This window comes from Erwinia papayae (genome assembly GCF_058241465.1).
Genome location: NZ_JBZCHT010000013.1, coordinates 999,798 through 1,025,296, shown reverse-complemented (window position 1 = coordinate 1,025,296; position 25,499 = coordinate 999,798). Strand labels below are relative to the sequence as shown.

General features: G+C 50.8%; 14 protein-coding genes and 1 pseudogene. 4 read left to right on the top strand and 11 right to left on the bottom strand.

Annotated features, from left to right (window positions below; genetic code table 11):
* Nucleotides 1–90: 90 nt before the first annotated feature.
* Entirely contained in the window at nt 91–420 is a 330-nt protein-coding gene (locus tag AC3RPL_RS20800) for a DHCW motif cupin fold protein (protein WP_034934338.1), read from the bottom strand.
* Between the two features lie 426 nt (nt 421–846).
* On the opposite strand from AC3RPL_RS20800, the gene proP reads away from it, so the two are divergent.
* Nucleotides 847–2,352 (top strand): glycine betaine/L-proline transporter ProP, encoded by a 1,506-nt coding sequence (gene proP, locus AC3RPL_RS20795; RefSeq protein ID WP_034934339.1) that lies wholly within the window; start codon nt 847–849, stop codon nt 2,350–2,352.
* Between the two features lie 126 nt (nt 2,353–2,478).
* Here proP and AC3RPL_RS20790 read toward each other — a convergent pair whose 3' ends face one another.
* From AC3RPL_RS20790 to AC3RPL_RS20760, 7 genes and pseudogenes are all read right to left on the bottom strand, one after another.
* Nucleotides 2,479–3,606 carry an ABC transporter substrate-binding protein gene (locus AC3RPL_RS20790; RefSeq protein WP_490741396.1) on the bottom strand — a complete coding sequence of 376 codons (1,128 nt, stop codon included), beginning with the start codon at nt 3,604–3,606 and terminating at the stop codon, nt 2,479–2,481.
* 12 nt (nt 3,607–3,618) lie between these two features.
* Nucleotides 3,619–5,754, bottom strand: a pseudogene (locus tag AC3RPL_RS20785) (TonB-dependent siderophore receptor).
* Nucleotides 5,755–5,950: 196 nt separating this feature from the next.
* A complete protein-coding gene (locus AC3RPL_RS20780; protein WP_490741395.1) occupies nt 5,951–9,259 on the bottom strand; it encodes an autotransporter outer membrane beta-barrel domain-containing protein in 3,309 nt (1,102 codons plus the stop codon).
* 925 nt (nt 9,260–10,184) lie between these two features.
* Nucleotides 10,185–11,231, bottom strand: a complete 1,047-nt coding sequence (locus tag AC3RPL_RS20775; protein WP_490741394.1) for a hypothetical protein — start codon at nt 11,229–11,231, stop codon at nt 10,185–10,187.
* A gap of 92 nt (nt 11,232–11,323) precedes the next feature.
* The gene (locus AC3RPL_RS20770; RefSeq protein WP_490741393.1) at nt 11,324–14,113 is read right to left on the bottom strand and encodes an inverse autotransporter beta domain-containing protein; all 2,790 of its coding nucleotides are present in this window, start codon (nt 14,111–14,113) and stop codon (nt 11,324–11,326) included.
* A gap of 718 nt (nt 14,114–14,831) precedes the next feature.
* The gene (gene fhuE, locus AC3RPL_RS20765; protein WP_490742105.1) at nt 14,832–16,928 is read right to left on the bottom strand and encodes a ferric-rhodotorulic acid/ferric-coprogen receptor FhuE; all 2,097 of its coding nucleotides are present in this window, start codon (nt 16,926–16,928) and stop codon (nt 14,832–14,834) included.
* Between the two features lie 498 nt (nt 16,929–17,426).
* Nucleotides 17,427–18,611: a BaiN/RdsA family NAD(P)/FAD-dependent oxidoreductase gene (locus AC3RPL_RS20760; protein WP_490741392.1), complete on the bottom strand. Its 1,185-nt coding sequence runs from the start codon at nt 18,609–18,611 to the stop codon at nt 17,427–17,429.
* A gap of 232 nt (nt 18,612–18,843) precedes the next feature.
* Between AC3RPL_RS20760 and pitA the strand changes: the two genes are divergently transcribed.
* Nucleotides 18,844–20,343 (top strand): inorganic phosphate transporter PitA, encoded by a 1,500-nt coding sequence (gene pitA, locus AC3RPL_RS20755; RefSeq protein ID WP_490741391.1) that lies wholly within the window; start codon nt 18,844–18,846, stop codon nt 20,341–20,343.
* Between the two features lie 66 nt (nt 20,344–20,409).
* Here the strand turns inward: pitA and uspB are convergent, their stop codons facing one another.
* Nucleotides 20,410–20,745: a universal stress protein UspB gene (gene uspB / locus AC3RPL_RS20750; RefSeq protein ID WP_490741390.1), complete on the bottom strand. Its 336-nt coding sequence runs from the start codon at nt 20,743–20,745 to the stop codon at nt 20,410–20,412.
* A 344-nt stretch (nt 20,746–21,089) separates the two neighbouring features.
* Between uspB and uspA the strand changes: the two genes are divergently transcribed.
* Complete coding sequence (gene uspA / locus AC3RPL_RS20745; RefSeq protein WP_034933287.1) at nt 21,090–21,527, top strand: universal stress protein UspA; 438 nt, start codon at nt 21,090–21,092, stop codon at nt 21,525–21,527.
* A gap of 156 nt (nt 21,528–21,683) precedes the next feature.
* Here the strand turns inward: uspA and rsmJ are convergent, their stop codons facing one another.
* Nucleotides 21,684–22,439 (bottom strand): 16S rRNA (guanine(1516)-N(2))-methyltransferase RsmJ, encoded by a 756-nt coding sequence (rsmJ, locus tag AC3RPL_RS20740; RefSeq protein ID WP_490741389.1) that lies wholly within the window; start codon nt 22,437–22,439, stop codon nt 21,684–21,686.
* The gene (gene prlC, locus AC3RPL_RS20735; RefSeq protein WP_490741388.1) at nt 22,439–24,484 is read right to left on the bottom strand and encodes an oligopeptidase A; all 2,046 of its coding nucleotides are present in this window, start codon (nt 24,482–24,484) and stop codon (nt 22,439–22,441) included. Before prlC ends, rsmJ begins: the two co-directional genes overlap by 1 nt.
* A 179-nt stretch (nt 24,485–24,663) precedes the next feature.
* Between prlC and AC3RPL_RS20730 the strand changes: the two genes are divergently transcribed.
* Nucleotides 24,664–25,488, top strand: coding sequence for a CPBP family intramembrane glutamic endopeptidase (locus AC3RPL_RS20730; RefSeq protein WP_490741387.1), 825 nt, complete (start codon nt 24,664–24,666; stop codon nt 25,486–25,488).
* The last annotated feature ends 11 nt before the right edge of the window (nt 25,489–25,499 follow it).

Here is a 25,499-nt window from a genome sequence, read left to right as displayed (position 1 = left end):
TGGCTGCCGGGATGACAATAACAAAGAAAACGAGCCGGGCATCTTGCTTATGCCTGTAGCCTCCCGGAAAAGCCAGGCGCTTTCAGACCGTCAATCAACAATAAACAGCTGTGCACCACTGTCAGTCCAAGAGCGGTGCGCCTCGGCATTATCTGCCACCTGATAGCTCATACCGGCGGTCAGTGTGAAGACACGGCCATCATCCAGTTCTGTATGCAGTTCGCCAGACAGGCACAGCAAAATATGGCCTTTGGAGCACCAATGGTCGGCTCTGTATCCCGCAGAATATTCAACCATTCTGACGCGAACTTCGCCGAAATTCTGCGTTTTCCAGAAGGCTTTGCCACTTTCTCCGGGATGTTCGGTCACTGCCAGCGCTGACCATGCGGTGGTGCCAAACGGAATATCAGTCATCTTCATCACGTATTGCCTTCGTCAGAGGGATTTCAGGCAACATAACAGCCGAAAATCATTTTGTATCGTTTTTATCTTTCGTGAGCTTCCTGCCGGCACAGCCACCGCAGAAGGAAAATGGGGTCTGTCCGCTAACCCATTATTTTTTACGTTTCTTCCCGCAAGCAAAGCCCAAAAAAGAGCTTATCTTTACATGTTTTATGCACAGGTTGCCTGAAGTGGTTTAAGGCATAAATTATGTTACATCTCAAAGAGACGATATACTTAGCACAGACGGATATCTGCTCAGGCAGGCAACTGCCCGCAATACTCCGCTGGCTGTAGGAGAAAAGATATCTACACCATCCGTACCATTTCGCCAGACGCAGCACCTTTTTTTCTGGTGAACGGGAATGTTCTGGTTGAAAAACAATTAATTACAGGGTGTTTTATATGAAGCTACGTAGGAAGCGTGTTAAGCCAATCGGCTTAAAAGACGTAACGATCATTGATGATGCCAGGTTACGCAAAGCAATTACCGCCGCATCATTAGGTAACGCCATGGAGTGGTTCGACTTCGGCGTTTACGGTTTCGTGGCCTATGCACTGGGCCAGGTATTCTTCCCCGGAGCCGATCCCAGCGTGCAGATGATTGCCGCACTGGCCACCTTCTCTGTTCCCTTTTTGATCCGCCCGCTTGGCGGCGTATTTTTTGGCGCACTGGGTGACAAATATGGTCGCCAGAAGATCCTCTCCATTACCATTATTATTATGTCGGTCAGTACCTTCTGTATTGGTCTGATACCGTCGCATGCCTCAATAGGCATCTGGGCACCCGTACTGCTGCTGCTGTGTAAGATGGCGCAGGGCTTCTCGGTTGGTGGTGAATATACCGGCGCATCGATTTTTGTCGCAGAATACTCGCCTGACCGTAAACGCGGGTTTATGGGCAGCTGGCTCGATTTTGGTTCTATTGCCGGTTTCGTTCTGGGTGCGGGTCTGGTGGTATTAATTTCCACCGTGGTGGGCGAAGCGAAGTTTCTTGAGTGGGGCTGGCGCATCCCGTTTTTTGTCGCGCTGCCGCTCGGTATTATCGGCCTCTATTTGCGCCACGCGCTGGAAGAAACACCCGCTTTCCAACAGCATGTGGACAAGCTGGAGCAGGGCGACCGGGAAGGCCTGAGCGATGGCCCCAAAGTCTCCTTTAAAGAGATCGCCAGTAAACACTGGAAAAGTCTGCTGGCCTGTATTGGCCTGGTGATTTCCACTAACGTCACTTACTACATGCTGCTGACGTACATGCCAAGCTATCTGTCACATAATCTGCATTATTCCGAAGATCACGGCGTGCTGATTATTATTGCCATCATGATTGGGATGCTGTTTGTGCAACCGGTTATGGGGCTGATGAGCGATAAATTTGGTCGTCGTCCATTTGTGATTGTCGGCAGTATCGCCCTGCTGGTGCTGTCGATCCCCTGCTTTATGCTGATCAACAGTAATGTGATGGGGCTGATTTTTGCCGGGCTGCTGGTTCTGGCCGTGGTGCTGAACTGTTTTACCGGCGTAATGGCTTCTTCGCTTCCGGCGATGTTTCCGACGCATATTCGCTACAGTGCGCTGGCCAGCGCCTTCAACATTTCGATTCTGGTAGCCGGTCTGACGCCCACTCTGGCAGCATGGCTGGTGGAGACGACCACCGACCTTTATATGCCAGCCTACTACCTGATGGTGGTGGCGGTTATCGGTCTGGTCACCGGGATCATGATGAAGGAAACGGCCAATAAGCCACTGCGCGGTGCCACGCCTGCCGCTTCCGATATCACCGAAGCGAAGGAGCTGTTACAGGAGCATCACGATAATATTGAGAGCAAGATTGAAGAGATCAGCACACAGATTGCTGAGCTGGAAGAGAAGCGTAAGCATCTGATCAATCAGCATCCTCATATTAACGACTGACACCGACGGCAAAAATAAGCCCGCGTTGATGGCCTGACCTCATCGACGCGGGCTTTACTCTGTTGAGCAGGTGTTAACCTGACCGAGTTTATTGATACGGCAGGATGCAAAATGTCGCTGTAGCCGCTATTGCCTGCCTGGTGGCTGTTCCAGATGACTGGTCTCCATCCCCGTCCAGTAAGTTCCCGTCTCCGCAACAGGCAGAAATTCCTGATTCATCTGTCGCAGGGTTTTCGCCGGATCGAGATCGCGGAACAACCGTGGATGGAAAGCTTTGGCAAAAATTTCCACATCCAGCAGATGCCACGGGCTCATATAGAAATTGTGCCATACCGCCAGAGCCTTACCGTTACGAATAGCCGGTAACGATGAGAGCATGGTTTCACGTTGCAGTGCCTGAGCAAAACTCTGCTGTGCCTGCTGTGCGTTAACCTGTGGACCAAGTTGCAACTGTCCCGACTGCTCAGGTCCTGCCATGCCAGTGACAATTAACACCTGAGGATTTGCCGCGATCACCGCCTCCGGCGAAATTTGTCCAAAGACGCTGGCAAAACGCCCCGCTGCAATATTGTCGCCCCCAGCAAAGGCCAGCAAATCGGCCAGATTACCGTGTCCAACCGTGGTACAGCACACTTCCCTGCGGCCGATGTGCAACTGCAACATCACGCTGGGACGATGTGGTTTTGCCTGCTGCAAACGATCGCGGATCAGATTCATATGCTGCTGATAAAACGCGATAAACCGCTGCGCTTTCACCTGATCATTGAGGACTTCACCCAGAATTCTCAGGCTCGGCACGGTGTTCTTTAGCTGGTCAACGCGGGTATCGATGTAGATAACCGGGATCCCCGCCTCGGTCAGCTGTTGCTGAAAACTGTCATGGTTACTCGCCTGTTTGGCATACACCGGCAGAATAACCAGGTCAGGACGCAGCGCGATCACCTTTTCCACACTGATTTGCGCGTAGTTAGCTTTGCCGACGATCGGGATCTTTTTGATCTCGGGGAATGCGGTGCTGTAGCGATCCCAGGTCTGGCTGTCCAGCCGTTGCAGATCGCCCGGCCAGCCTACCACCCGTTTGACCGGGTTTCCTTCTTCCACCAGCGCAAGGGTATAAATCATTCTGCCCTCGCCCACCACTATCCTTTGCGGGTTGTCCGGGACTTCCACCGTGCGTTGCAGAATATCAGTAACCGTTTTTGCCGGTGCCACGCTGCTGACCATCAGCAGCGCAAAGATCAGTGCTTTTTTCATCCTTTTCTCCGGTCAGAAATCGACGGCGGCCTGTAGATAAACAACGCGAGGTTCACCTTCGCTGACGCGGAGGTTACCGGCACTGGATTCGTAATACTCTTTGTTGAACAGATTATCGATGTTCAGCTTAAGCTGGGTATGTTTGCCCACCAGCTGGCTGTCCCAGGCAACAAAAGCGTCGGCTACGGTGTAGTCGGGCATGGTGAAGCTGTTTTCAGGATCGCCTGCCCGACTGCCCACATAGCGGCCACCGCCGCCCACGCGCAGTTCGCCCGGTAGCCAGGAGAAACGCAGGGTATGGCTCAGATAGAGGCTGGCCATATTGGTTGGCGCATTAACCAGACGGTTACCTACGTTTTCAGGATTAACATCGTCCTCAACGATTTTGGTTTTGTCGTAGCTGTAGTTGGCGATCAGGTTCCAGTCTTTGGTCAGCTCACCGTTGATCTCCACTTCCGCCCCACTGGAACGTGCCTTTGGAATATTACGCGTTACACCATTGATGTAGACCGACATATCTTTTTCATCAATGCGATACAGCGCCAGAGTGGCTGAGAGTGCAGGCACAACCTGCCATTTCGCCCCCACTTCCCAGGTGGTGCCTTTTTCGGTGGATGCCACGTTGCCATCGTCATCGGTTTCTGTTGACGGGGTAAACGAACGACTGTAGCTACCATACAGTGAGACGTCAGGCAGGACTTTATACACCAGCCCCATCTGCGGCAGGAAGGCGTCTCCACGATCGTTCAGTGATGAAGTAGGATTCACAAATCCGTAGCTGCTGGTCTGGGTGTAACGCTGATAGCGCCCGCCCAGCACGGCGATCCATTTATCGGTCAGATGAATGCTGTCTTTGGCAAAGACAGAGCGGCTGTAAAGATTGGTGCGTACATTGCTCAGGCTGTCCGTATAGGTGCTGCTGCTGACTATCGGTTCTTCATCATATACCGGGTCATACATATTAAAGGTTTTCGACACCTTGCCACGGTAAGAGTAAGCCTTGTAGGTTTCGTTTTGCTCGTAATCCACGCCGAGCATCACATCATGCTGCATACCTCAGATTTCCGGGCTGCCGCCGATATCCCATGACAGGTAAGTTGTCTGATGGTTAAAACCACGGTTGGCATCCGCGCGGCGGGAAACGATCCCGGTGGTGGTATCTATTGCCGTAGCGCGAACTTCATTACTGTCGTAACGGCGCTGCATCCAGGCATAGTTGAAATGAGTATCCCAGGTGTCATCCAGCTTCCAGGCGAAGTTGAAGTTCAGGCGCTTATTTTTCCCCCAGGCGTGGTTGGCATGATCGTCAAGGCGCTGGTTATAGGGGACATTTACCGGGTTGTTGTTAATAAACGCGGTGCCACGGTCATACGGAATATCGTATTTGTACTCCACGTAGCTGAGGTTAAACGAGGCTTTTTCACCAAACCAGCTGAGTGAAGGAGCAAGCAGCGTATGATCATTTACGCCGAAATTGCGCCAGTAATCTTCACGTTGCCGTTCGGCAATCATCCGAAAAGCGAACCCATTGCCCAGCGGACCGGTCACATCAACAGTACCCGTACCGCCGCCGAAGCTACTGGTTCCTCCGCTGATGTGGGTGTTCCACTCGTACTGTGGTTTTTTACTGACCAGGTTAATGACCCCGCCCGGATTAAGGATGCCGTATAGCAGCGAAGCCGAACCTTTCAGCACTTCCACATGATCAATGGTGGAATCCATTGACAACCCCTGGTTGCTGCGCACCCCGTCGAGGAAGGTTGAACCATCTGAATTCGCGCCAAACCCGCGCTTAACAAAGCCATCTTCTGTTCCACCCAGCGTATTTCCCTGGGTCACACCGCTGACAAATTTCACCGCATCGTTAACGGTTTTGACCTGGTAATCTTCGATCACCTGTGGCGTGACAACGCTGACTGACTGGGGGATCTCATTTCGAGGCGTAGCCGTTCGCGTGGCGATAGTGGCCGAGTCCTGGCTGTAGCTGCCGCCAGTGCCGGGTTGATCGGCAGTGACGGTCAGAGTTTGATCTTTAACCGCGTCTGCCGCTAATGCGCCGCTGCTGCTGAGCAGGGAGGCAAAAATAACCGACTGGGTTTTTCCACTGAGGCGATAAAAAGTGACAAAACGAGTAAATGGCGAGTTCATATGTTAGTAAACAGGTAGTTTTTTGTTCGCGAATGATAATCAGTTTCATTGGCGTTATCAATTTGACTACCGGCGTATTTTCGTCACTACTACATTTTGATTATTTTATTCACAGATGACGATCATTGCCTTAAACAATGACCGCAGGATAAAGAAGGAAAGGGCTTACAACATGCTGTGCTGCAAGCCTTTTTTATCAAAAATGATACTTAATGCCGAGGTTACCGTTATAGCCTTCCAGACCTTTTCCCATGCTGCGCAAGTAACTGGCTTCAGCATAAACACTCAGCTGGCCGGTGACTTTACCAGCAATCCCTAAACCGGTTTGCCAGTACCCCTTGCTGATATCCGGCCTGAACGTTTGATCGTCAAGGATCATTCCCGGCGTTTTACCCAGCTGGCGAACGATATCTGCTTTCACGTAGGGCTGAACTCTGGTTGCATCATAAAACAGTCGCGCACCCAGTCGGGCCTGTCCTGTCGTGATGTTCTGATCTTTCATTTTCACCCCGCTGGCATAGCCCTGACTGATGTTCATGTACTGCCCAATCAGTTGAAACTGCGGCTCAATGCTTAGCTGCTGGTAAACACTAAAAGGCTTGCCCACTTCAGCCGAGAGCAGGGCGCTGTAGCTGTCCATCTTCGCCCTGGTCAGACTGGTAAAGCGGTTGCTGTAGCGGGTTATCTGCCCCACCGTATCCAGATAGCTACCGTCATCGTGCCATGCGGTGAAATAACCTCCCACGCCATAAGCCGTGGTTTCCGTCTTACCGACATAAGCAGAGAGACCTTCACGAAGCGTTCGGGCATTATCACGGTTACCGCTGCGGATGCGCCCCAGAGTGAGCATCGGCCCGGCTTTAATATGCCAGTCACTCGCCAGATCTTTTTGCATCACATCACCGCCTAACTGCACAAAAGCGCTGTTAACGTTGTAAGCATAACGCCCTGCTGCATAGCGATCGTGACGACCCCAGGTTCTTCCCCAGACTGCGCTCCCATGTTGGTAAGCCCCCAGGCGGGTATGATAATTTCCGGCTGACTGAAAACCGTAAGCGGCATTCAGATACGGCGCCATCATGTAGCCAGCAATTTCCGGACGCCAGGTAGTCACGCTTTCATCTGCTGCCGAGTCTGTCGTGTCATCAGTTGTGTCTGGCGTTTCCGGATCAACCGGAATTTCCGGATCAACCGGAATATATGAAGATTGCAGATACCAGCTGTTGTCACCCACCTTGTTGACAAAGTATTCATACAGTCCGGCAACCACGCTCCCCTTCTGAGTAAAACTGGCTGAGGTGGCATCTCCGGCAACCTTAACCAGTAAAATCCCGGCATTAGTTAACGCACCCAGGCCATTCTGATTGAGCACCGTCAGGCTGAAATCACCGGTCGCATTGCCGTTCACCAGGATTTGATCGGTGGGGGAGTCGTCATCTCCTGCTTCGGTACGCAGGACAAACTCGCCGGAACCAGAAAGATCGCCGGTTACCGTCAGCGTGCTGAAACCACTGGCACTGTTAAAGGTGACCAGACCATCCTGTTGCAGGTCAACGACGGTCGAGTCACCACTCATTACCCAGCGGCTGGTACTGTCCAGAGAGAGCAGGCTGACACTTTGAGTCACACCTGACAGCAGGGAGTTATCGCTCAGGGATAAGCTAATCACCTCCTCTTCGCTGTCCGCGATAACATCGCCCAGCAACGAGACATTACCAGAGGCATTGACCGTTACCGTTGAATGGGTCTGGGTTCCATCGCTTGCTTCCGTTGCCGAAGCCTGAAGCGCCACACCATCGCCGCCGGTAATCACCGTCCCGTTTTGCAATGTCAGTTCAAGATCGCTTCCCTGTACAAGCACGCCCGTAGACTGCTCACTGGTCAGGGTAACATTGTCTAATGTGACGGTATTTTGCTGCCCGTCCGCCTGACCGCTGGCCAGTAACCCGACCGCCAGACCGGTAGTGGTCAGTTGACTATTGCTGATATTCAATGTCGAGAGGGACGTTTGCAATGCTGCGGCATCCGCACCCACCGTGCTGACCGTCACTCCGTCGGCAGTGATAGTAGAGGCCTGTTGTGCAGACAATCCGGTACTCTGATCGCCTGTAGTAGTGAGGGTGGAATTAAGCAGTGTAATGGTGCCGCCATTCAGAGCCTGCGCGCCAGATGATGCCCTGCCGCTGGTCGTCGCGGTAATGTTTTCTGCGGTGACGACACTGTTTTCTCCGCTGCTGAGAATCGCTGCCGCATTTGCCCCGGAGGTACTGATAACAGAGTCGGTAGCGGTCAGAGTGCCCGCAGTCATGGCAACAAGACCATAGCCACCATTGCCGGTGGTGGTGACGGTGGAGTCGCTCAACACCAGATTTCCGCCACGCGCAACAGCGCCATAGCTGTATGTACCGGTGGTGCTGATAGTCAAACCGCTGCCTTCCGCCTGGCTTTCGGTGTAGTAACCATAACTGTAATTGCCGGACGTGCTCAGCGTACTGTCTTTGATGACAGCCGAGCCGCTCTGGATATCCACTGCATGTGAGCTGGTTCCACTGGTAACAAAACGGGTATCAGACGCCTCCAGCGAGGAAGTGGCATAGGATAACCAGACGCCATGTGCAGCAATACCTGTTGTCTGATAGCTTCCTCCCTGAATCGTGGCAGAGGAACTGACATTGACATCCAACGCATAGCCATAACTTCCGTTGGTCGACACGTCGACATTGGTTAATGTTGCGCTGCCGCCCATCAGCCTGATGCCGGTATAGGCGGCAGTGACGCTGCTGTCAGTCAGGGTCAGCGTGCTCCCTGTTCCACCAAGAATGGCCGGCATCGATGTCGCACTTGAATCGACCGTCAACTGGGTGGCAGTTAACGAGCTGTTATATACGGCTATCGCATTTCCGCCGTTTATGCTGGTCTGATCGATCTCGACGTTATTCAACGTGGCGCTGGCCACACCGGAAGTCCCTGAGAGATAAAGTGCTGACGAACTGGTACCACTGGCGGTCATCTGCACATTTTCCGCTTCCAGTGTGCCGCCCGACATATACAGCACGTAAGCTGATGCGCCACTGGTGGAAATATCCGCATCCGTCAGTGACAAACTGGAACTATTTGACTGGATGGCATTACTGCCATATCCCGAGGTACTGATTGACCCACCATTCATAATCAGTGAGCTGTTCTGATAGAGGTAGACGCCATAGGCGCTGATGCCTTCAGATGATAGCGTGGCATCGTTGAGGGTCAGTCCCGCCTGCTCCCTGATATGAGCAACATAGGTGCTGTCCGCCGTGGTGGAAAAAGAGAGATCGGAGTCAGTAATAAGCTGGCTGTTTGCCCCGGCAGCATACAGCGGAATAGTGGTATCCGTAGAGTGATATCCCTCGGTGACTTCCACCGTTGTTCCGTCAGTTACACTCCAGTTTTGATCGGCCAGAGCGCTGAAAGGAAAAAGTGTTAACGTCAGAACATTGAGAGCAAAAGGCCGTATATAAATAGCCATGGTGATTCCTTCAGTTGCTTTCCATAAAAATTAAATATGATGCTACTGTGGTGACAAGATGTGATTTGAGAAAAAAAACCAAAATGTTAAAAACAACTACTGGAAAAAAATTCTTATAATGAAGTTGTAAAAAATAAAATAACAATACCTCCATTCATGATTCAACTCGTTAACTCATCTCAAAGGAGATTATGACAAAGTTAAGAATGAGTGAAGGCTTTTAATTAGCTTTAATTCGAATTAATCAGAAAGACACTACTTAAAACCAACCAGAAAAACAACAAATATAATTCAGGTACAAAAAAAATAAAGTAACAGGAAAAAGTAAAAAAATTCCTTATCAGAAGGAGACATTGATTAGACCGGCCACAGACTCCGTAAGAGTCACTCTCTGCCCGATGATATTTGAATTAAAAGGAATCATAATCTGTTAATAATGAGATACGCAGAGTTGTTATTTAATGGTGTTAATAACATAAAAAAATCATTAAATCCCAATAACAAATGAAAAATATTCTTACTGATGTCACAAAATCACTGTCAAATAACAAGGATCTATCCTTACGCTGATATTTTTTCGATGTAATAATTTCAGCTACATTTTTTTGGACATCAAAACGGCCAAAATCATCGCTAAGTCCGTTGTCATAACACAACGCTTTCACCTTTGTTACCAGCGGTAATTTCCTTTATTCTATTCTGCTTCGTATTCGTAATAAGGGCATCCCGCCCTGATATGGCGATAAGTTTCGCACCCGGGAAAAAGCAGGGAAAACAGCAAAATTTTGGCAGGGACGACATCTGACCACTTCAAAAAAAACGGATGTGGAGAATGTCATGTGACATTCTCCGAATATCCTGATAAGGGCAGCATACGCGGGGGCCAGTATGCCTGCCACTAGCGGTGGTTTTCTGGGACAGATAATTAGTTGGTACTGATTTCCTGAACATCTACGGTGAATGGGATTGAGCTGGTAATATTCTCGGCCCCCTCTTCAGAAAAAAGCCATGCTGGCTGGTATAAGGAGAGTGACGTCAGATGTGGTGTGACCTCAATCGGTATTTTCACTGCTGAAGATCCAGATGTGAAAGGAATGTCTGTTTCCACGCCAATGTCTGGCAGAAGATCTTTACCATTCATCCTCAGCGCCAGCCTCAGGTTTTCTTTGTTGGTGGCGAAATACTTATCACTACCTGTTAAGCGACTACCTTTAGGCGTTATCTTTGTGGTTACCGTATGAATATAATTCAGTACTTCAGCATTAGGACTGGTACACACCACATTTACCCCCAACCCGTTTTGAGCGGTTTGCGTAGCCTGGCCGTTGAAAATACTGTCGGTCTGGAAACCCGTCAGGTTAATATCTGTAGCCGCTGTGCCAGTGCAGTTCACGGAACCAATATTCATCCATCCGGTAATGGAAATATTGTAATTTTCTGTAAATTTATTTAAGCCACCTACACCATCCAGCTGAAAGATGGTTAATTCATAAACGTCTTCGGTACTGATTTCCCCGGTTCTTACCAAATAAACCTGAAAAGTCATGTTGCGTGACGGTGCAGGTGTGACATTGCCGACCGTCCATCCGGTATCAACTTTACCGTCATCCACACTGCTATTAGTATCAAAAGTGCCCAAATCCTTGCCATCAAAAATAAGACCCAGTTTTAGCCCGGATGGCAGCTTTTCAGAACCTCTTTTTGGAAAAGGATATATATAAACATTTTCGGTCCTGCCACTCGCTAACTCAGATCGGCAACTGATATCTCTGCTGAATACTTTTGACTGCCAAACTTTTTCACCAATACCTTTATCACCAAGATAAGCAAGTACATTTATCTGGTCTTTGTCCTGTACGGAGCTTGTATTTGTTCCCAGGTAACAAACCAACGCAAAGGCATTGGAGGAGGTCGCACAATAAGTGAATATAAGACACATAAAGATAAATACAGCGCGAACTTTCTTTTTCATCGAATTATTTCCACCTGAATTCAGGGGCATTTTGCCCCATGTCATGATTATTAACTGGCCTCCATGCCACTTTGCTAACTACACCGGAGTCTTTATTGTCCTACTACAATATTAAGCGTGCTCTTATAAACGCCGATATCTTCAGCTTTCAGGTTGTCCACTTCTTTACCATCAACCAATACAAATACCTGTCCATTCCTTGCCTGTTCAGACGTAAATAATGCTGAATAAACACCATTAACTTCAGTGATATCTGAGATGTGGGCACCGCTAATTCCAGTGCTACTAAATGTAATGGCAGCACCTGTAACCGGATTATCGTTTTTGTCCCTTGCAATAACTGAAAGGGCGATTGCGTCTTTACCATCGGAGGAGATGATATTCTTGTCTATCGAAAATGTTGAATGTGTAGCATCAACTTCACCGGCTACAAACGTTATCTGTGCCGATATAGCATGACCGTTGGTTGTCGCCGTCACGTTATAATGACCACTAACACGGCTGGTGGCAGTAAAGGTTGCGGTACCCTCTTTAGAAGTCCGCACGCTGGCGGAAGAAAGCTCAACTCCACTATCAGCGTTCAGAGATACTTCACGATCTGCTATTGGATTGTTATTGGCATCGGTGACTGTAACGGTCAATTGGTTGGCTGCCTCACCATTTGCAACAGCGTTGTTGGCTGTAACTTCCAGCCCGCTGGTCAATGCTGTGGCATCATCAGCAACAAAGGTGACATCAACGCTTTTACCTTCCTGTTCACCAACACGTGCGGTGATTTTACGCACACCTGCTCTTATATGAGTAAGATCGACCGTCACTTCGCCTTTTTCGTCAGCTAATAACGATTGTACAGGGATCTCGTCGCTGTCTGCGGTGAAAGTGACTTGCTGCTCCGGTACAAGATTGCCCTGGGCGTCTTTCACTACCGCTTTAAGCTGGTTAATGTCCTTACCGTTAGCGGACGCATTGTCTTTCACTACCGTAAGGCTGGCTATCTGTGCTGTCACGCTATCCGCGACAATGTCTACGGCGGCGCTGGAAAAGGTTACTCCACGTGCAGCAGGGGTGATGGTGATCGCCTGTGCCAGCTTTCCTGCGGTCAGGGTTGCAGTATATTGACCCGCGTTTTGACGTTTAAATGCTGAAAGTACGGCACCGGACGTTTCCATCTCTTCAAGATTCCCAATATCGATTTCTTCTTCCTGAATATCGACAGGGTTACCCTGGCTGTCTTTCACCGTCAGCGTCAGTATTTGCTGTGACTTACCATCGGCAGGCAGTGAACTTTGCGGAGGTGTCAGAGAACTTTCGGCAAGACTGACGGCCGCTTCAGTTACCGTTACCTGGGTTTCCGCCTTGCGGGAAGCATTTCCTTTATCATCAATGGCGACACCGCTGATAACATAATTATTGATTGCGTTCGGTCCATATTTATAGTCCGGTAAGATAATGCTGTAGTCGTCAGGTCCGTTAGCAATAATCTTTCCACCGTTGGCAATTAACGTAGTTGCAGACCAGTCAATGCGTGCCAGAGGATATTTTGTATTTACAGAAACGTTGAGGCTTTTTTGCTCTCCAGCGTAGCCTTTAATTAAACTGGCCGTTTTTAATTTTATGACCTCATTTTTACGATATTCCAGCACGATGTTATTATTGCGATCGACTAAATCATATCTGCTGCCAGCAAGACTGCGCATTGCAGCTACCCGAGAACTGTCGATCTGATGTTTCCATGGCACACCCAGCTGATAATTAAGTTGCGCGCCAATATGATTATTGCTCATATCTTTACTACCCTGACGCCTTTCAGTGCTCAGTGTAAGTAAAGGAAAAGGTGTGAGCGTGATACCTGCAGTTAAAGCATGCGGATTTTTCTGCCGATTATCTTTGCCAAATAGCGCAACTTCGTTACCATAATATTTTTCATAATTCAGCTTAGTCCCCAGATGCGGCATAGCTGGCAACCAGGCTTCAGTGCGAATATCCCAGCCGTTTGCCGGGCGTTCTTTGTAGTCTTCAAAGTCAGGAGAGTTTTTCCAGTTGGTCAACCCGTAATAGCCATTGCTACTCAACTTGATAAAATCACGCCAGTATTCTATGCCAATACCAGAACGGGCATGGCTGCGAGACAAATCATAATCAAGGAAAGTATTAATACCAGCCATAAAGCTATCTGCAAAATGGCGTATACCCAGGCCCAGGTTAGCCTGCGCACGATCATCAGTGCGATGGATACTACCCTGGGTAAAAATCAGCTGCTTTTGCTGGTCCCGCAAAGGTAATAACAAATCCAGCTGGGAGTTTTTTAGCGACAGGTTTTTATCAGTATCCAGCTGAACACGAGCCGTTCCATAGCTGCCCAGCCATTGCTGAATTTCAGCATTTACTTTGCTGGTAGCCATACCTCTCGCCAGCGCGGCAGCGGCTTTACTATCAGGATTGCTGGCCACGAAAGAGCCTGCCTGACTGGCAAAACCGGCGATTTTTGCTTCCTTCTCACGGTTTGCTTCTTCTGATGTAACACCATCGTGCTGCCAGTTTACCGATGGCAGCGGCGCTAAGGGAACGTCCAGTTCATCACCCGGCTTCAGGTGATCGAAACCATTGGAAAATGTCCTTAACTGATTGAGCCTACGCAGGGCATCCAGACTCATATTGTATTTCTGTGCGACAGTCTGCACAGTTTCTGATTCTTTTAGTACATAGACATGCGTTGCCATGGTGGATGAATCGGCGGAATGCGCCAGAAAGCGATTACCGGATTGCGCGGCAGCTAACGGTGATATTACCGAGCCGGCAACAGGAAAAGCACACTGCACGGCGATATTTACCCAGGCAACGCGTTGATACCATTTATTATATATTCTGGTTCTGTTTTTCAATATATCTCCCCCCCCCCAGGTTATGATAATTTTGATAAAATGTTGAATTTATTTTTTGCATATGAAGCCACCATTAATAATAGATCTTTACTCAACACCAGCTCTCTGATAAAGGGAAACCACCACCTTATACGGAAAAAATAAATACCCCACCCACAGACGAAATGATTGAATCACCGCATCAATAAAGTATTTATCTGAAGCTAAAAGTGCATTAAAAAAAATAACAAAGAATCCTGTTGCGGTAGAAGATAGCCAGAAAAAATAATAATTGAAACAAATAAAATAAAAAAACACTACCTGTTTTATTATCGTTTACCATTCCCTTTAAGTGCATATTTCTACGCCACTGGTTGTTACTTAAGCAGAAATAAACTTAAGAAAGGCAGCAATTCATGAAGATTTTTAATTAAATTTAGCGCCAAAAATTAATTAAAAATTAAGGCCAGACCTTAAGTAAAACTTCAGAATAATTTCACTTTCTTATTTATTGTATAAATAACATTTTAAAATAGCATAGCAGTTTCTACAGAGAATAGCTCAGCACAAACTGCTCAGCTTGCTAACAAAATATTTACACCTGTTCGCGTTACAGGTTCTTTTATTATTTGTTAATCAGGGGGAAAGTCAGATGTCTGTTTTTTATTTAACCACAGAAGATTTACCGCAGACAGGAGCAAAAAAATGCCCCACCATGGGGGCATTTCATGTAGAGAAGTCAGAAGCGGTAATTGGCCGAAACAGAAATATTACGTGGTTCACCGTAAACGGTATTTCTGCCGACATTAATATTGTAGGTTTTATCAAACAGATTGTTCAGATTCGCCTGGAGAGAAAGCTGTCTGGTCAGTTGATAACGGCTGAACAGATCGACCAGAGCATAGCTGCCCTGCTCTGCATACAGCGTGCTGGCTCCATCCGGTCCGGCAACGTTATCCCAGGTATGCGTCTGCCAGTTGATACCACCGCCCACCGTCAGATCCGGCAGCACCGGCAGGCGATAGCTGCTGTAAAGTTTTACCTTGGTGCGTGGCTGAGTTGGATTGAGCGCCGCATCTTCTCCGTCCCGCGCAACATAACGTGTGGCACCAAAGGTCATTTGCAGGTTATCCGTTACCGCGCCGTTAATTTCGAACTCCACGCCCTTGCTGACCGTGCCATTCTGCTCATACCAGGCATAGTCAGTACTTCCCGGCACCAGCGCGTAATCCGTTGCTCCCAGATGATCCTGCTCAATACGGAACACCGCCAACGAGGCAGTGACCCGGCTGTTCATCCAGTCACCTTTGACTCCGGTTTCATAGCTTTTGCCGGTAACCGGAGAGAGCCAGGCACCGCTGGCATTGCGATAAGTCTGCGGCTTAAAGATGGAGGTATAGCTTGCATAAGCAGACCAGGTGTCATCAATGTCATACACCAGACCCGCATAGGGCGTGATGTTATTTTTCTCCATATTCTGCGTCAGCGTATCAGCCTGGTAACGGGTGTAACGTGCGCCCAGAATCAGGTGTAGGGGATCGGCCAGCGAAATGCGGGTGGCCATGTAAGCTGACTTCTGATGAATCGTATTATCCTGTGACAGCGTCTGCTCGTCCCAGTCTGGCTCAGGATAGTTACCCCAGTCGTTAAAATCGCCGACATCAGCAGAGGTAAAACTGGTAGAAGCGCTGAAATAACGATCGTTCTGACGGATGTAGCTGATGCCGGTCATCAGTTCATGCTGACGACCAAACAGGGTATAAGCGCCATCAATCCTCGCATCAACCGCGTTTTCTTTGCGCTTCGCCGTGTTGTAGCCCGTGCCACCCAACAGGTCATAACCGGCATACGGACCAACGCCAATGCCGGTGGTTTTATCGAAGTAACCGTCTATATACAGCAGCTTACTGTCCATAGTCGCTTCGGTGTGGCTGCCACTCAGCGTCAGCTGCCAGCCGTTAGTAAAGTCCTGTTTCAGGCTGGCAAAAACTTTCTTCGAATTGCTGTTGTTATAAGCCCAGTCAGGCGAAAGATTAGTACTGCGATCATAATGCGTTTTACTGCCATCCAGATAGAACGTTGGCAACCCACCCCAGGTTGCGCCCTGAATGTTAGTCTCCTCATAGTCATAACCGACAGACAGCGTGGTGGCATCGGTCAGGTCGGCATCCACCACACCGTAAAGAAACTTTTTCTGGGTATGATAGTGATCAAGCCAGCTGTCGCCGTCCTGATAACCCGCCACTACCCGGCCCCGCACCTGCCCGGATTCAGTCAGCGGCGCAGAGAGATCGGCAACATAGCGTTGCGTATTCCAGCTACCGTAACTGGCCGAGAGATTGCCCACAAATTCTTTGCTGTCAGCATGTTTGCGGATCATATTGACTGAGGCTGCCGGGCTGCCTGCACCGGTCATTAAACCGGTGGCTCCGCGCACCACCTCAACCCGTTCATAGATAGCCGTGTCAGCCTGCGTATCACCAATGTTCCACTGGGGATCGATCAATATCGGGAAACCATCGATTTGGTAGTTATCGATCATAAAGCCGCGTGAATAAAAATTGCTGCGGTTTGCCCCGGAGTTAAATTCACTGATACCGGTGGTATTTTTCAGGACGTCATTCAGGGTTTGCAGTTGCTGATCCTGCATACGCTGTTTGGTGATCACGCTGATGGACTGAGGCGTGTCGCGGGCGGTCAGTGCCATGCCAGTGGAAGCGCGGGTGACGGGGGTTTTGTAGTCGGTATCAGTCGTGCTGCCGGTGCTGCCAGCCGTGGCATCAACCACCAGTTCAGGCTCTTTCTGCGTGGTATCGGCTGCGTGGGCCGCAGATATCTACAATGCGCTGATGATCATCACCGTCAGTACAGAGAGCGGAGCGTTGGCAGAGAGGGAGGCAGCATGGCGATGTCCCCTGATATGACAAGGCGCAAAAAACATTATTTACCCTCAAAAGATTATATTTTTGATTTACTGACCGGGTACTTATCTGAAGCATCAAATTCAGAGCACACTTTTCCCCGCCAGCGCAACCGCCACGCTGGCGACCGGGCATAGCGTCAGTAGCTCTCTCAGGGATTAACAACCCGCAACGGAAGCTGCCGGTCCTTTCAGATAAGAAAGTGAATGAGAACTATAATCATTTTGATTAGCAATGTAAATGAAATGTATTGAACCTTTTCGGCATTTTGCTGCCGCGAGATTTACACTGCCGTTATCCCCTCAATAAGCCTGACAAAGTGATATTTCAGCGGCCAGCACGAGCGGGGTGGTTACGGCCTTAAGGTATGGTTAAGGGAGAGATAACGGCGTGATTGTCAGCCGGTAAAGAAACTACAAAGCCTGCCCGCAGGCCCAAGCGGAGCTCCACGCCCACTGAAAGTTGTATCCTCCCAGCCAGCCAGTGACATCCACCACCTCACCAATAAAGTACAACCCTGGCACCTCCCGTGCCTCCATCGTCTTAGAAGAGAGCGCATGCGTATCCACCCCACCTAATGTCACCTCGGCGGTGCGATAACCTTCGGTCCCCCCGGGTTGCACCTGCCAGTTGTGCAGTGACGCCACCAGCTCGTTTTGCTGGCTGCTGTTAAGTTGTTTCAGCGTACATGCCGGTAATTTGCCTAACTGTTGCAGGCACTCGGCCAGACTACGTGGCAACACTTTCGCCAGCGTGTTCTTCAGGCTTTGATTAGGATGTACTTTGCGCTCATCAGTAATCAGGCTGTCCAGACAACGCGCCGCTGAGAGATTAATGGTAATGATTTCGCCCGGCTGCCAGTAGCTGGAAATTTGCAGCACCGCCGGGCCGGATAAGCCTCGATGGGTGAACAGCAGCGCTTCCTTAAATGTCGTGCCATCTTCAGCCGTCAGAATGGAGGGCACAGCGACACCGGACAGGCTTTGTAATTGTTCCAGCAGCGGTTTATGCAGTGTGAAAGGCACCAGCCCGGCACGGGTCGGCAAAACCTTCAGACCAAACTGTTCGGCTATTTTGTAGCCAAAAGGTGACGCTCCCAGCCCCGGCATGGAGAGCCCACCGGACGCTATCACCAGCTTTTCAGCCTGCACCACACCGCTATTCAGTTCGACGGTGTAACCCGCATCGTCTCGCATCACGTTCAGTACCTGGCTGCGCAGACGCAGCGTCACCTTAGCGGCCTCACACTCTTTCAGTAGCAGGTCGACAATCTGCTGCGCGGAGTCATCACAAAACAGTTGTCCCAGGGTTTTTTCATGCCAGGCAATGCGATGACGGTTAACCAGGTCGATAAAATCCCACTGGGTATAGCGCGCCAGCGCGGATTTACAAAAATGGGGATTGTTTGAGAGGTAAGCGGCAGGTTCGGTATACAGGTTGGTAAAGTTACAGCGCCCGCCCCCGGACATCAGAATCTTTCGTCCTGCCTTTTTGCCGTTATCGATCAGTAAAATACGTTTACCCCGCAGCCCCGCCTGAGCCGCGCAGAACAGGCCAGCCGCACCCGCACCAATGATGATAACGTCAAATTTTTCCACTGCCCGCTCCAGCCACCGCTCAAAAACGGTGATTGTAGTGATTAGAACGCACTGATACCAGACTCGCCAGGGGGCCAGATGTGAAACATCTGACTTTTTTAAGCCGCTTAAACGGGCAATTTGTTCTTAATGACACCCTGATGTCAAAAAAAGTCTATATTTCACTTTCCCCTGATGCAGTTTCTCGCGGATAATGCGCCGCGTTCATGTCCTCCAAAATGGCGTAACGCTTATGCTACATCTGTTTGCTGGTCTTGATTACCATACCGGCCTGTTACTGGTCCTTGCTCTGATGTTTGTTTTGTTCTACGAAGCCATTAATGGTTTCCATGACACGGCTAACGCAGTGGCCACGGTGATTTATACCCGCGCTATGCGATCGCAACTGGCGGTGGTGATGGCCGGGGTGTTTAACTTCTTCGGGGTATTGTTGGGCGGGCTGAGCGTGGCTTACGCTATCGTTCATTTGCTCCCAACCGATCTGTTGCTCAATGTCGGATCGGCCCATGGGCTGGCGATGGTCTTTTCCATGCTGCTGGCGGCAATTATCTGGAATCTCGGCACCTGGTATTTCGGTCTGCCAGCATCCAGTTCTCACACGCTTATCGGGGCAATCATCGGCATTGGCCTCACCAACGCCCTGCTTACCGGCACCTCGGTGGTGGATGCACTCAATATCCCAAAAATGATCGGCATCCTGTTGTCGCTGGTGATTTCTCCGGTAGTTGGCCTGATGATCGCCGGTCTTCTGGTGTTTATCCTGCGTCGCTACTGGAGTGGCAATAAAAAACGTCGCCGCATTCACATGACGCCTGCGGAACGTGAAAAAATTGACGGTAAGAAAAAACCGCCATTCTGGACCCGGATCGCCCTGATTGTCTCAGCGATTGGCGTGAGCTATTCCCACGGCGCGAATGATGGTCAGAAAGGTATCGGTCTGATTATGTTAGTGCTGATCGGTGTGGCACCAGCAGGTTTCGTGGTGAACATGAATGCCTCCGGTTATGACATCACCCGCACCCGCGACGCGGTGAACCATCTTGAACAGTACTATCAGCAGCACGCAGATTCACTGACGCACATTGTGCAGATGGCCCCGCCGGTTGTGCCAACGCCGGAACAAAGCGCCGCAACGCCAAAGGAGTTCCACTGCGATGCGTCGCGGGCGATGCCTGCCATCCAGCATGCTCAGGGTCTGCTGAATAACCTGCAAAGTTACGATGCGCTCAACGTTGAACAACGCAGTCAACTGCGTCGTCTGATGATGTGTATTTCTGATACGGCGGATAAAGTGGCGAAGCTGCCAGGAACCTCCAGCGATGACCAACGTTTCCTCGGTAAGCTGAAAGGCGACTTGTTGAATACCATCGAGTATGCGCCAGTATGGATCATCATCGCGGTGGCCTTAGCGCTGTCACTGGGAACCATGGTGGGCTGGCGCCGTGTCGCCACCACCATCGGCGAGAAAATCGGCAAGAAAGGCATGACCTACGCACAGGGGATGTCTGCCCAGATGACCGCCGCCGTCTCAATAGGCATTGCCAGCTATACCGGGATGCCGGTCTCCACGACGCACGTGCTTTCATCTTCTGTCGCCGGGACAATGCTGGTTGATGGCGGAGGGGTACAGGGACGCACGGTGAAGAATATCCTGCTGGCATGGGTGTTTACCCTGCCCGTCTCAATTCTGTTATCCGGTGTGCTGTACTGGATTGCACTGAAGTTTGTCTGAGCATGAGTTGCTGTCAATAAAAAAGGGTGGGACTGGTTCCCACCCTTTTCACTTTCTGCGGTTTATTCAATGCCAGAAAAGTAAACCTGCGAGGCTGACCAGCACCAGTCCACAGAGTGCGCTGCTGAGAATAAACTGCCCGCGCACACGCTCACAGCGACGAATAAATTCATCATCATGATGATCGCGATAACGCTGTAACCAGATATAGCGCACCAACCTTACCTGCTTGCCCGGCTGCCCATGTGAAGTAAAAAATCCCGCTCCATCAACATACTGATACAGCAAAGGATCGCACCCGCGAAGCACCACCAGTAATGCGCGCAAAGAGGAAAAATAACGCGCCATGTTCACCAGACAAACGATACACAAAGCCCAAAAAAGCGCGGTAGTGCTAATCATCTCTCCTCCAGGTAGCGCGAAGGCCGTTAGCGCAGGAATTATCTTCACTTTTCAGTGTAGGAGATCAGTTTAAAATTTTTCCAGCGATGTTCTCTGTGACTTTATTAAAAAGAGAAAAATTCAATTTGATCCGCTTCGCAAAGGCCATACGCGGCAGACTCATGGGCTAACAATTCGGGCTATACTGGATCGCATTAAGAAAAGCGTCACCAGCCAGCCCACTGTACAGGCATTGAAAAATCCCGCCAATCTTCAACATTACAAAGGATTTCAATGTGTTATGATAGCAACAAGACAAGATTGTCTTGCGGTGACCTGCCGCAACAAATGGAAGGAGTAGCGTTATGTCTTACAAGCACATTCTGATTGCCGTCGATCTTTCACCGGAAAGTAAGCTGCTGGTCGCTAAGGCAGTTTCCATCGCCCGCCCCTATGATGCCAGAGTTTCGTTGATTCACGTGGATGTAAACTATTCTGATCTCTACACCGGATTAATCGATGTTAATCTGGGCGATATGCAGAAGCGCATTTCTGAAGAAACTCACTCAGCTTTAACAGAGCTCTCCACCAGCGCAGGGTATCCGGTGTCAGAAACCCTGAGCGGCAGTGGCGATCTTGGTCAGGTGCTGGTTGATGCCATTAAACAGTACGATGTGGATCTGGTCGTGTGCGGGCATCATCAGGACTTCTGGAGCAAACTGATGTCATCAGCCCGCCAGCTTATTAATACTGTCCACGTTGATATGTTGATTGTGCCCCTGCGCGATGAGGAAGATCAGTAAGTTCTGGCTTTACGATTTTCTGCCCCGATATGTCAAACTGCGGCAGCTCTGAATCAGAAGCGATGTACCTTAAAAAACGCCCCCCCTGTGACAGATAAATGTCCGGCCCGGGGGGGACGTTTACTTTACCGCTCCAGTCCCTTGAAAAGCTGGCTTTTACTCGCCGTCCAGTGGCGGATAGATATCAAAACGGTGACTTTTTGTCACCACCGCAGAGCGGGTCTCTACGCCAGCCAGCGGCGGGGCATAATCTGGCCGCTTCACCACCACCCGTTTTTTTGCCAGCCTGCGGGCCGGGGCCAGTAAGCCATCGGCATCATCATCTGCGCCAACCAGTGTCTGGAACACCCGCATCTCTTTCTTTACCAATGCACTTTTCTGCTTATGTGGGTACATAGGGTCGAGATAGACCACGTCGGGCCTGTCGCTGAACTCACTCAGCGCCGCCAGGCTGGAAGCATGGATTAACGTTAACCGCTCACGCAGCCAGCCGCCAATTTCGGCATCCTGATAGCCCCGCTGTAAGCCATCGTCAAGCAACGCAGCCACCACCGGATGACGTTCCAGCATCCGGACACGACACCCCAGCGAAGCCAGCACAAAGGCATCGCGTCCCAGCCCCGCTGTGGCATCAACGACTGCCGGTAGAAAACTGCCTTTAACACCTACCGCTTTTGCCACCGCCTCACCACGACCGCCGCCAAAACGTCGGCGATGGGCCATCGCGCCTGCCACAAAATCCACAAAGATGCCGCCGAGCTTTGGCTCATCACGCTTACGCAGCTCCAGGTGGGTGGGCGTCATCACCAGAGCCATTGACGCACTGTCAGCATGGTGCAACTGCCAGCGGGACGCCAAAACAGAAAAGGCGTCGTCGCCGACGCCTGTCTCATCAATAAAACAAATTTCCACTAAACCTGTTCCTGAATACCGTAGTGATCCAGCATCGCATCCAGCTGCGGTTCACGCCCCCGGAAGCGCCGGAACAGCGCCATTGGTTCTTCAGACCCCCCGCGAGTCAGGATGTTATCCAGGAAGGACTGACCGGTTTCACGGTTAAAAATCCCGTCATCTTTGAAGCGCGAATACGCATCAGCGGCCAGTACGTCGGCCCACAGGTAGCTGTAATAGCCAGCCGCATAGCCACCCGCAAAAATATGGCTGAAGGCATGGGGGAAACGCCCCCACGACGGCCCCGGAACCACCGCCACCTGCTTTTTAATCTCCTGCAACATCTCAAGAATTTGCGCACCTTTCGCCGGATCAAACTCGGCGTGTAAGCGGAAGTCAAACAGACCAAATTCCAGCTGACGCAGGATAAACAGCGCCGCCTGATAGTTTTTTGCCGCCAGCATTTTATCCAGCAGTGCCTGCGGCAGGGGCTCACCCGTTTCATAATGTCCGGAGATAAATGCCAGCGCTTCCGGTTCCCAGCACCAGTTTTCCATAAACTGGCTTGGCAGCTCGACCGCATCCCACGGCACACCGTTAATGCCAGACACGCCAGGCGTTTCAATGCGGGTCAGCATATGGTGCAGGCCATGACCAAATTCGTGGAACAGGGTGGTCACTTCATTGTGAGTAAACAGCGCCGATTTACCTGCCAGTGGGCGGTTGAAGTTACAGGTCAGATAAGCCACCGGTTTTTGCAGTGATCCATCCGCCTTACGCATCTGACCAACACAGTCATCCATCCACGCCCCGCCGCGTTTGTGCTCGCGAGCATAGAGATCCAGATAGAAGCTGCCACGCAGTTCACCGCTTTCATCAAACAGGTCGAAGAAGCGCACATCCGGATGATAAACATCCACATCTTTGCGCTCCTGAGCGGTAATGCCATAAATACGTTTCACCACTTCGAACAGGCCACTGAGCGCGCGCTCTTCCGGGAAGTAAGGCCGTAGCTGTTCGTCATTAATGGTGTAGAGGTGCTGCTTCTGTTTCTCGCCGTAATAGGTCAGGTCCCAGGGTTGCAGCTCATCGACACCGTGCTCTTTCTTCGCAAAAGCGCGTAACTGCTGCAACTCTTTCTCAGCCTGTGGTCGCGCGCGCTGCGCCAGGTCGGTCAGAAAACCGGTCACCTGCTCCACATTTTCAGCCATTTTGGTCGCCAGCGACTTATCAGCATAAGAGGCAAAGCCCAGCAATTGCGCCAGCTCATGACGCAGTGCCAGTTCTTCAGCCATCACCTCGCTGTTATCCCACTTGCCCGCATTCGGCCCCTGATCGGAGGCGCGCGTGGAATAGGCGCGATACAACTCTTCACGCAGCGCGGGGGTATCGCAATAGGTCATCACCGGCAGATAGCTGGGAATATCCAGCGTCAGCAGCCAGCCCTGTTGTTCTTTCGCCTCAGCCTGCGCTTTTGCCGCCGCCAGCGCGCTTTCCGGCAGGCCAGACAGTTCGCTTTCATCAGCGATCAGCTTGCTCCAGCCCATAGTGGCATCCAGCACGTTATTGCTGTATTTCGAACCCAGTTCAGAGAGGCGCGCCGCTATTTCACCATAGCGCTTCTGCTTCTCCGGTGACAGGCCAATCCCGGACAGCTCAAAATCACGCAGCGAGTTATCAACCGCTTTTTTCTGCGCGAGACTCAGACCTTCATAGCTGTGCTCTTTCAGGTTACGGTACGCCTGATACAATCCCTCATGCTGCCCCACCCAGGTGCTGTATTCCGACAACAGGGGCAGCGTCTGCTCGTAAGCTTCACGCAGCTCCGGACTGTTTTTAACCGAATTCAGATGGCTGACAGGCGAGAACAGACGTCCCAGACGATCGTCCACTTCTGCCAACGGCTGCACCAGACTCTCCCACGTATAAGGCGCGCCCTTTGCCACCGCCGTTTCAACCGCCGCACGGCAGTCTTCCAGGGCTTTGGTTACGGCAGGCACAACATGTTCTGGTTTAATGGCGGAAAAAGGCGGGAGGGTGAAAGATGTCAGTAACGGGTTGGTCATAGCGCAGTCCTTGTTCATGATAGGTTTGAAGCGCGGTTAAACGCACGATTACGTTAACATGAGGCTAAGTGTAGCGAAAATCAAGGCAGGGCAGCGCGCTTGCCTGAGAGGCCGCCTGGTAGCATACTTTTTCCGCCGCTATGTTGGTATGACTGTTTATTTCACAGGGAGCGTTCACTATGTGGTATCTGTTAGCCGCCTCATTATTCTTTTTACCGTTTCACCTGCGCATATCACTGGCTCTGCTGGCAATGACGCTGGCCGTTGGGATTTTCAACCATACGCTACAACTGCCAGGTCTGGTGGCACTGGCAGGGCTGGCGGCGGTGGCAATTTATCGTGTGAAGGCCAGTGAGCACTCTGTGGCGGGCAGGGCAGCGGAGTTTATTCTGGTCGCCGCATCGCTGGCACTGATGCTGCATCTGGTTCCTGGATTCAACAACCATCAGGTTGTGCAGGCGGTAAAAGTCGGGCCAGAAAGTGCGCCGTTCAGCTTCTGGTACAATCTGGACAAAGCGCTGATCCCTTTCCTGCTGCTGGCCTGCATGCCAACCCTGCTCAGACGCCCAGCCGTTTCTCCCGCCAATTCGCTGTGGTGGCTGGTACTGCTGCTGGCGATGCCGATGTTGTTGCTGGTCGCCACGCTTTCAGGCGGGCTGCGCGTGGAGCTTCACGCCCCTGAGTGGCTGGGTTCATTTATGCTGGCCAATCTGTTCTTTGTCTCGCTGGCAGAAGAAGCCCTGTTCCGTGGCTATATTCAGCAACGACTCAGCCAGTTGATGGGCAATATCTGGGGATTATTGCTTGCAGCACTGTTGTTCGGTCTGGCGCATATTGCCGGTGGCCCGCTACTGGTATTTTTTGCCACCCTCAGCGGGATCATTTACGGCCTCGCCTGGCTGTGGAGCGGACGAGTCTGGCTGGCTGCGCTGGTCCATTTTTGCTTTAACCTGCTGCATTTGCTGTTTTTTACCTACCCTGTCTGGCAGCACCACCCGGCATAACAGACGATCTT

Coding starts and splice junctions, on each gene's coding strand:
- pitA (WP_490741391.1), top strand. CDS start 18,844: ATGCTACATCTGTTTGCTGGTCTTGATTACCATACCGGCCTGTTACTG.
- proP (WP_034934339.1), top strand. CDS start 847: ATGAAGCTACGTAGGAAGCGTGTTAAGCCAATCGGCTTAAAAGACGTA.
- AC3RPL_RS20775 (WP_490741394.1), bottom strand. CDS start 11,231: ATGAAAAAGAAAGTTCGCGCTGTATTTATCTTTATGTGTCTTATATTC.
- uspA (WP_034933287.1), top strand. CDS start 21,090: ATGTCTTACAAGCACATTCTGATTGCCGTCGATCTTTCACCGGAAAGT.
- prlC (WP_490741388.1), bottom strand. CDS start 24,484: ATGACCAACCCGTTACTGACATCTTTCACCCTCCCGCCTTTTTCCGCC.
- AC3RPL_RS20790 (WP_490741396.1), bottom strand. CDS start 3,606: ATGAAAAAAGCACTGATCTTTGCGCTGCTGATGGTCAGCAGCGTGGCA.
- AC3RPL_RS20780 (WP_490741395.1), bottom strand. CDS start 9,259: ATGGCTATTTATATACGGCCTTTTGCTCTCAATGTTCTGACGTTAACA.
- AC3RPL_RS20800 (WP_034934338.1), bottom strand. CDS start 420: ATGAAGATGACTGATATTCCGTTTGGCACCACCGCATGGTCAGCGCTG.
- uspB (WP_490741390.1), bottom strand. CDS start 20,745: ATGATTAGCACTACCGCGCTTTTTTGGGCTTTGTGTATCGTTTGTCTG.
- AC3RPL_RS20730 (WP_490741387.1), top strand. CDS start 24,664: ATGTGGTATCTGTTAGCCGCCTCATTATTCTTTTTACCGTTTCACCTG.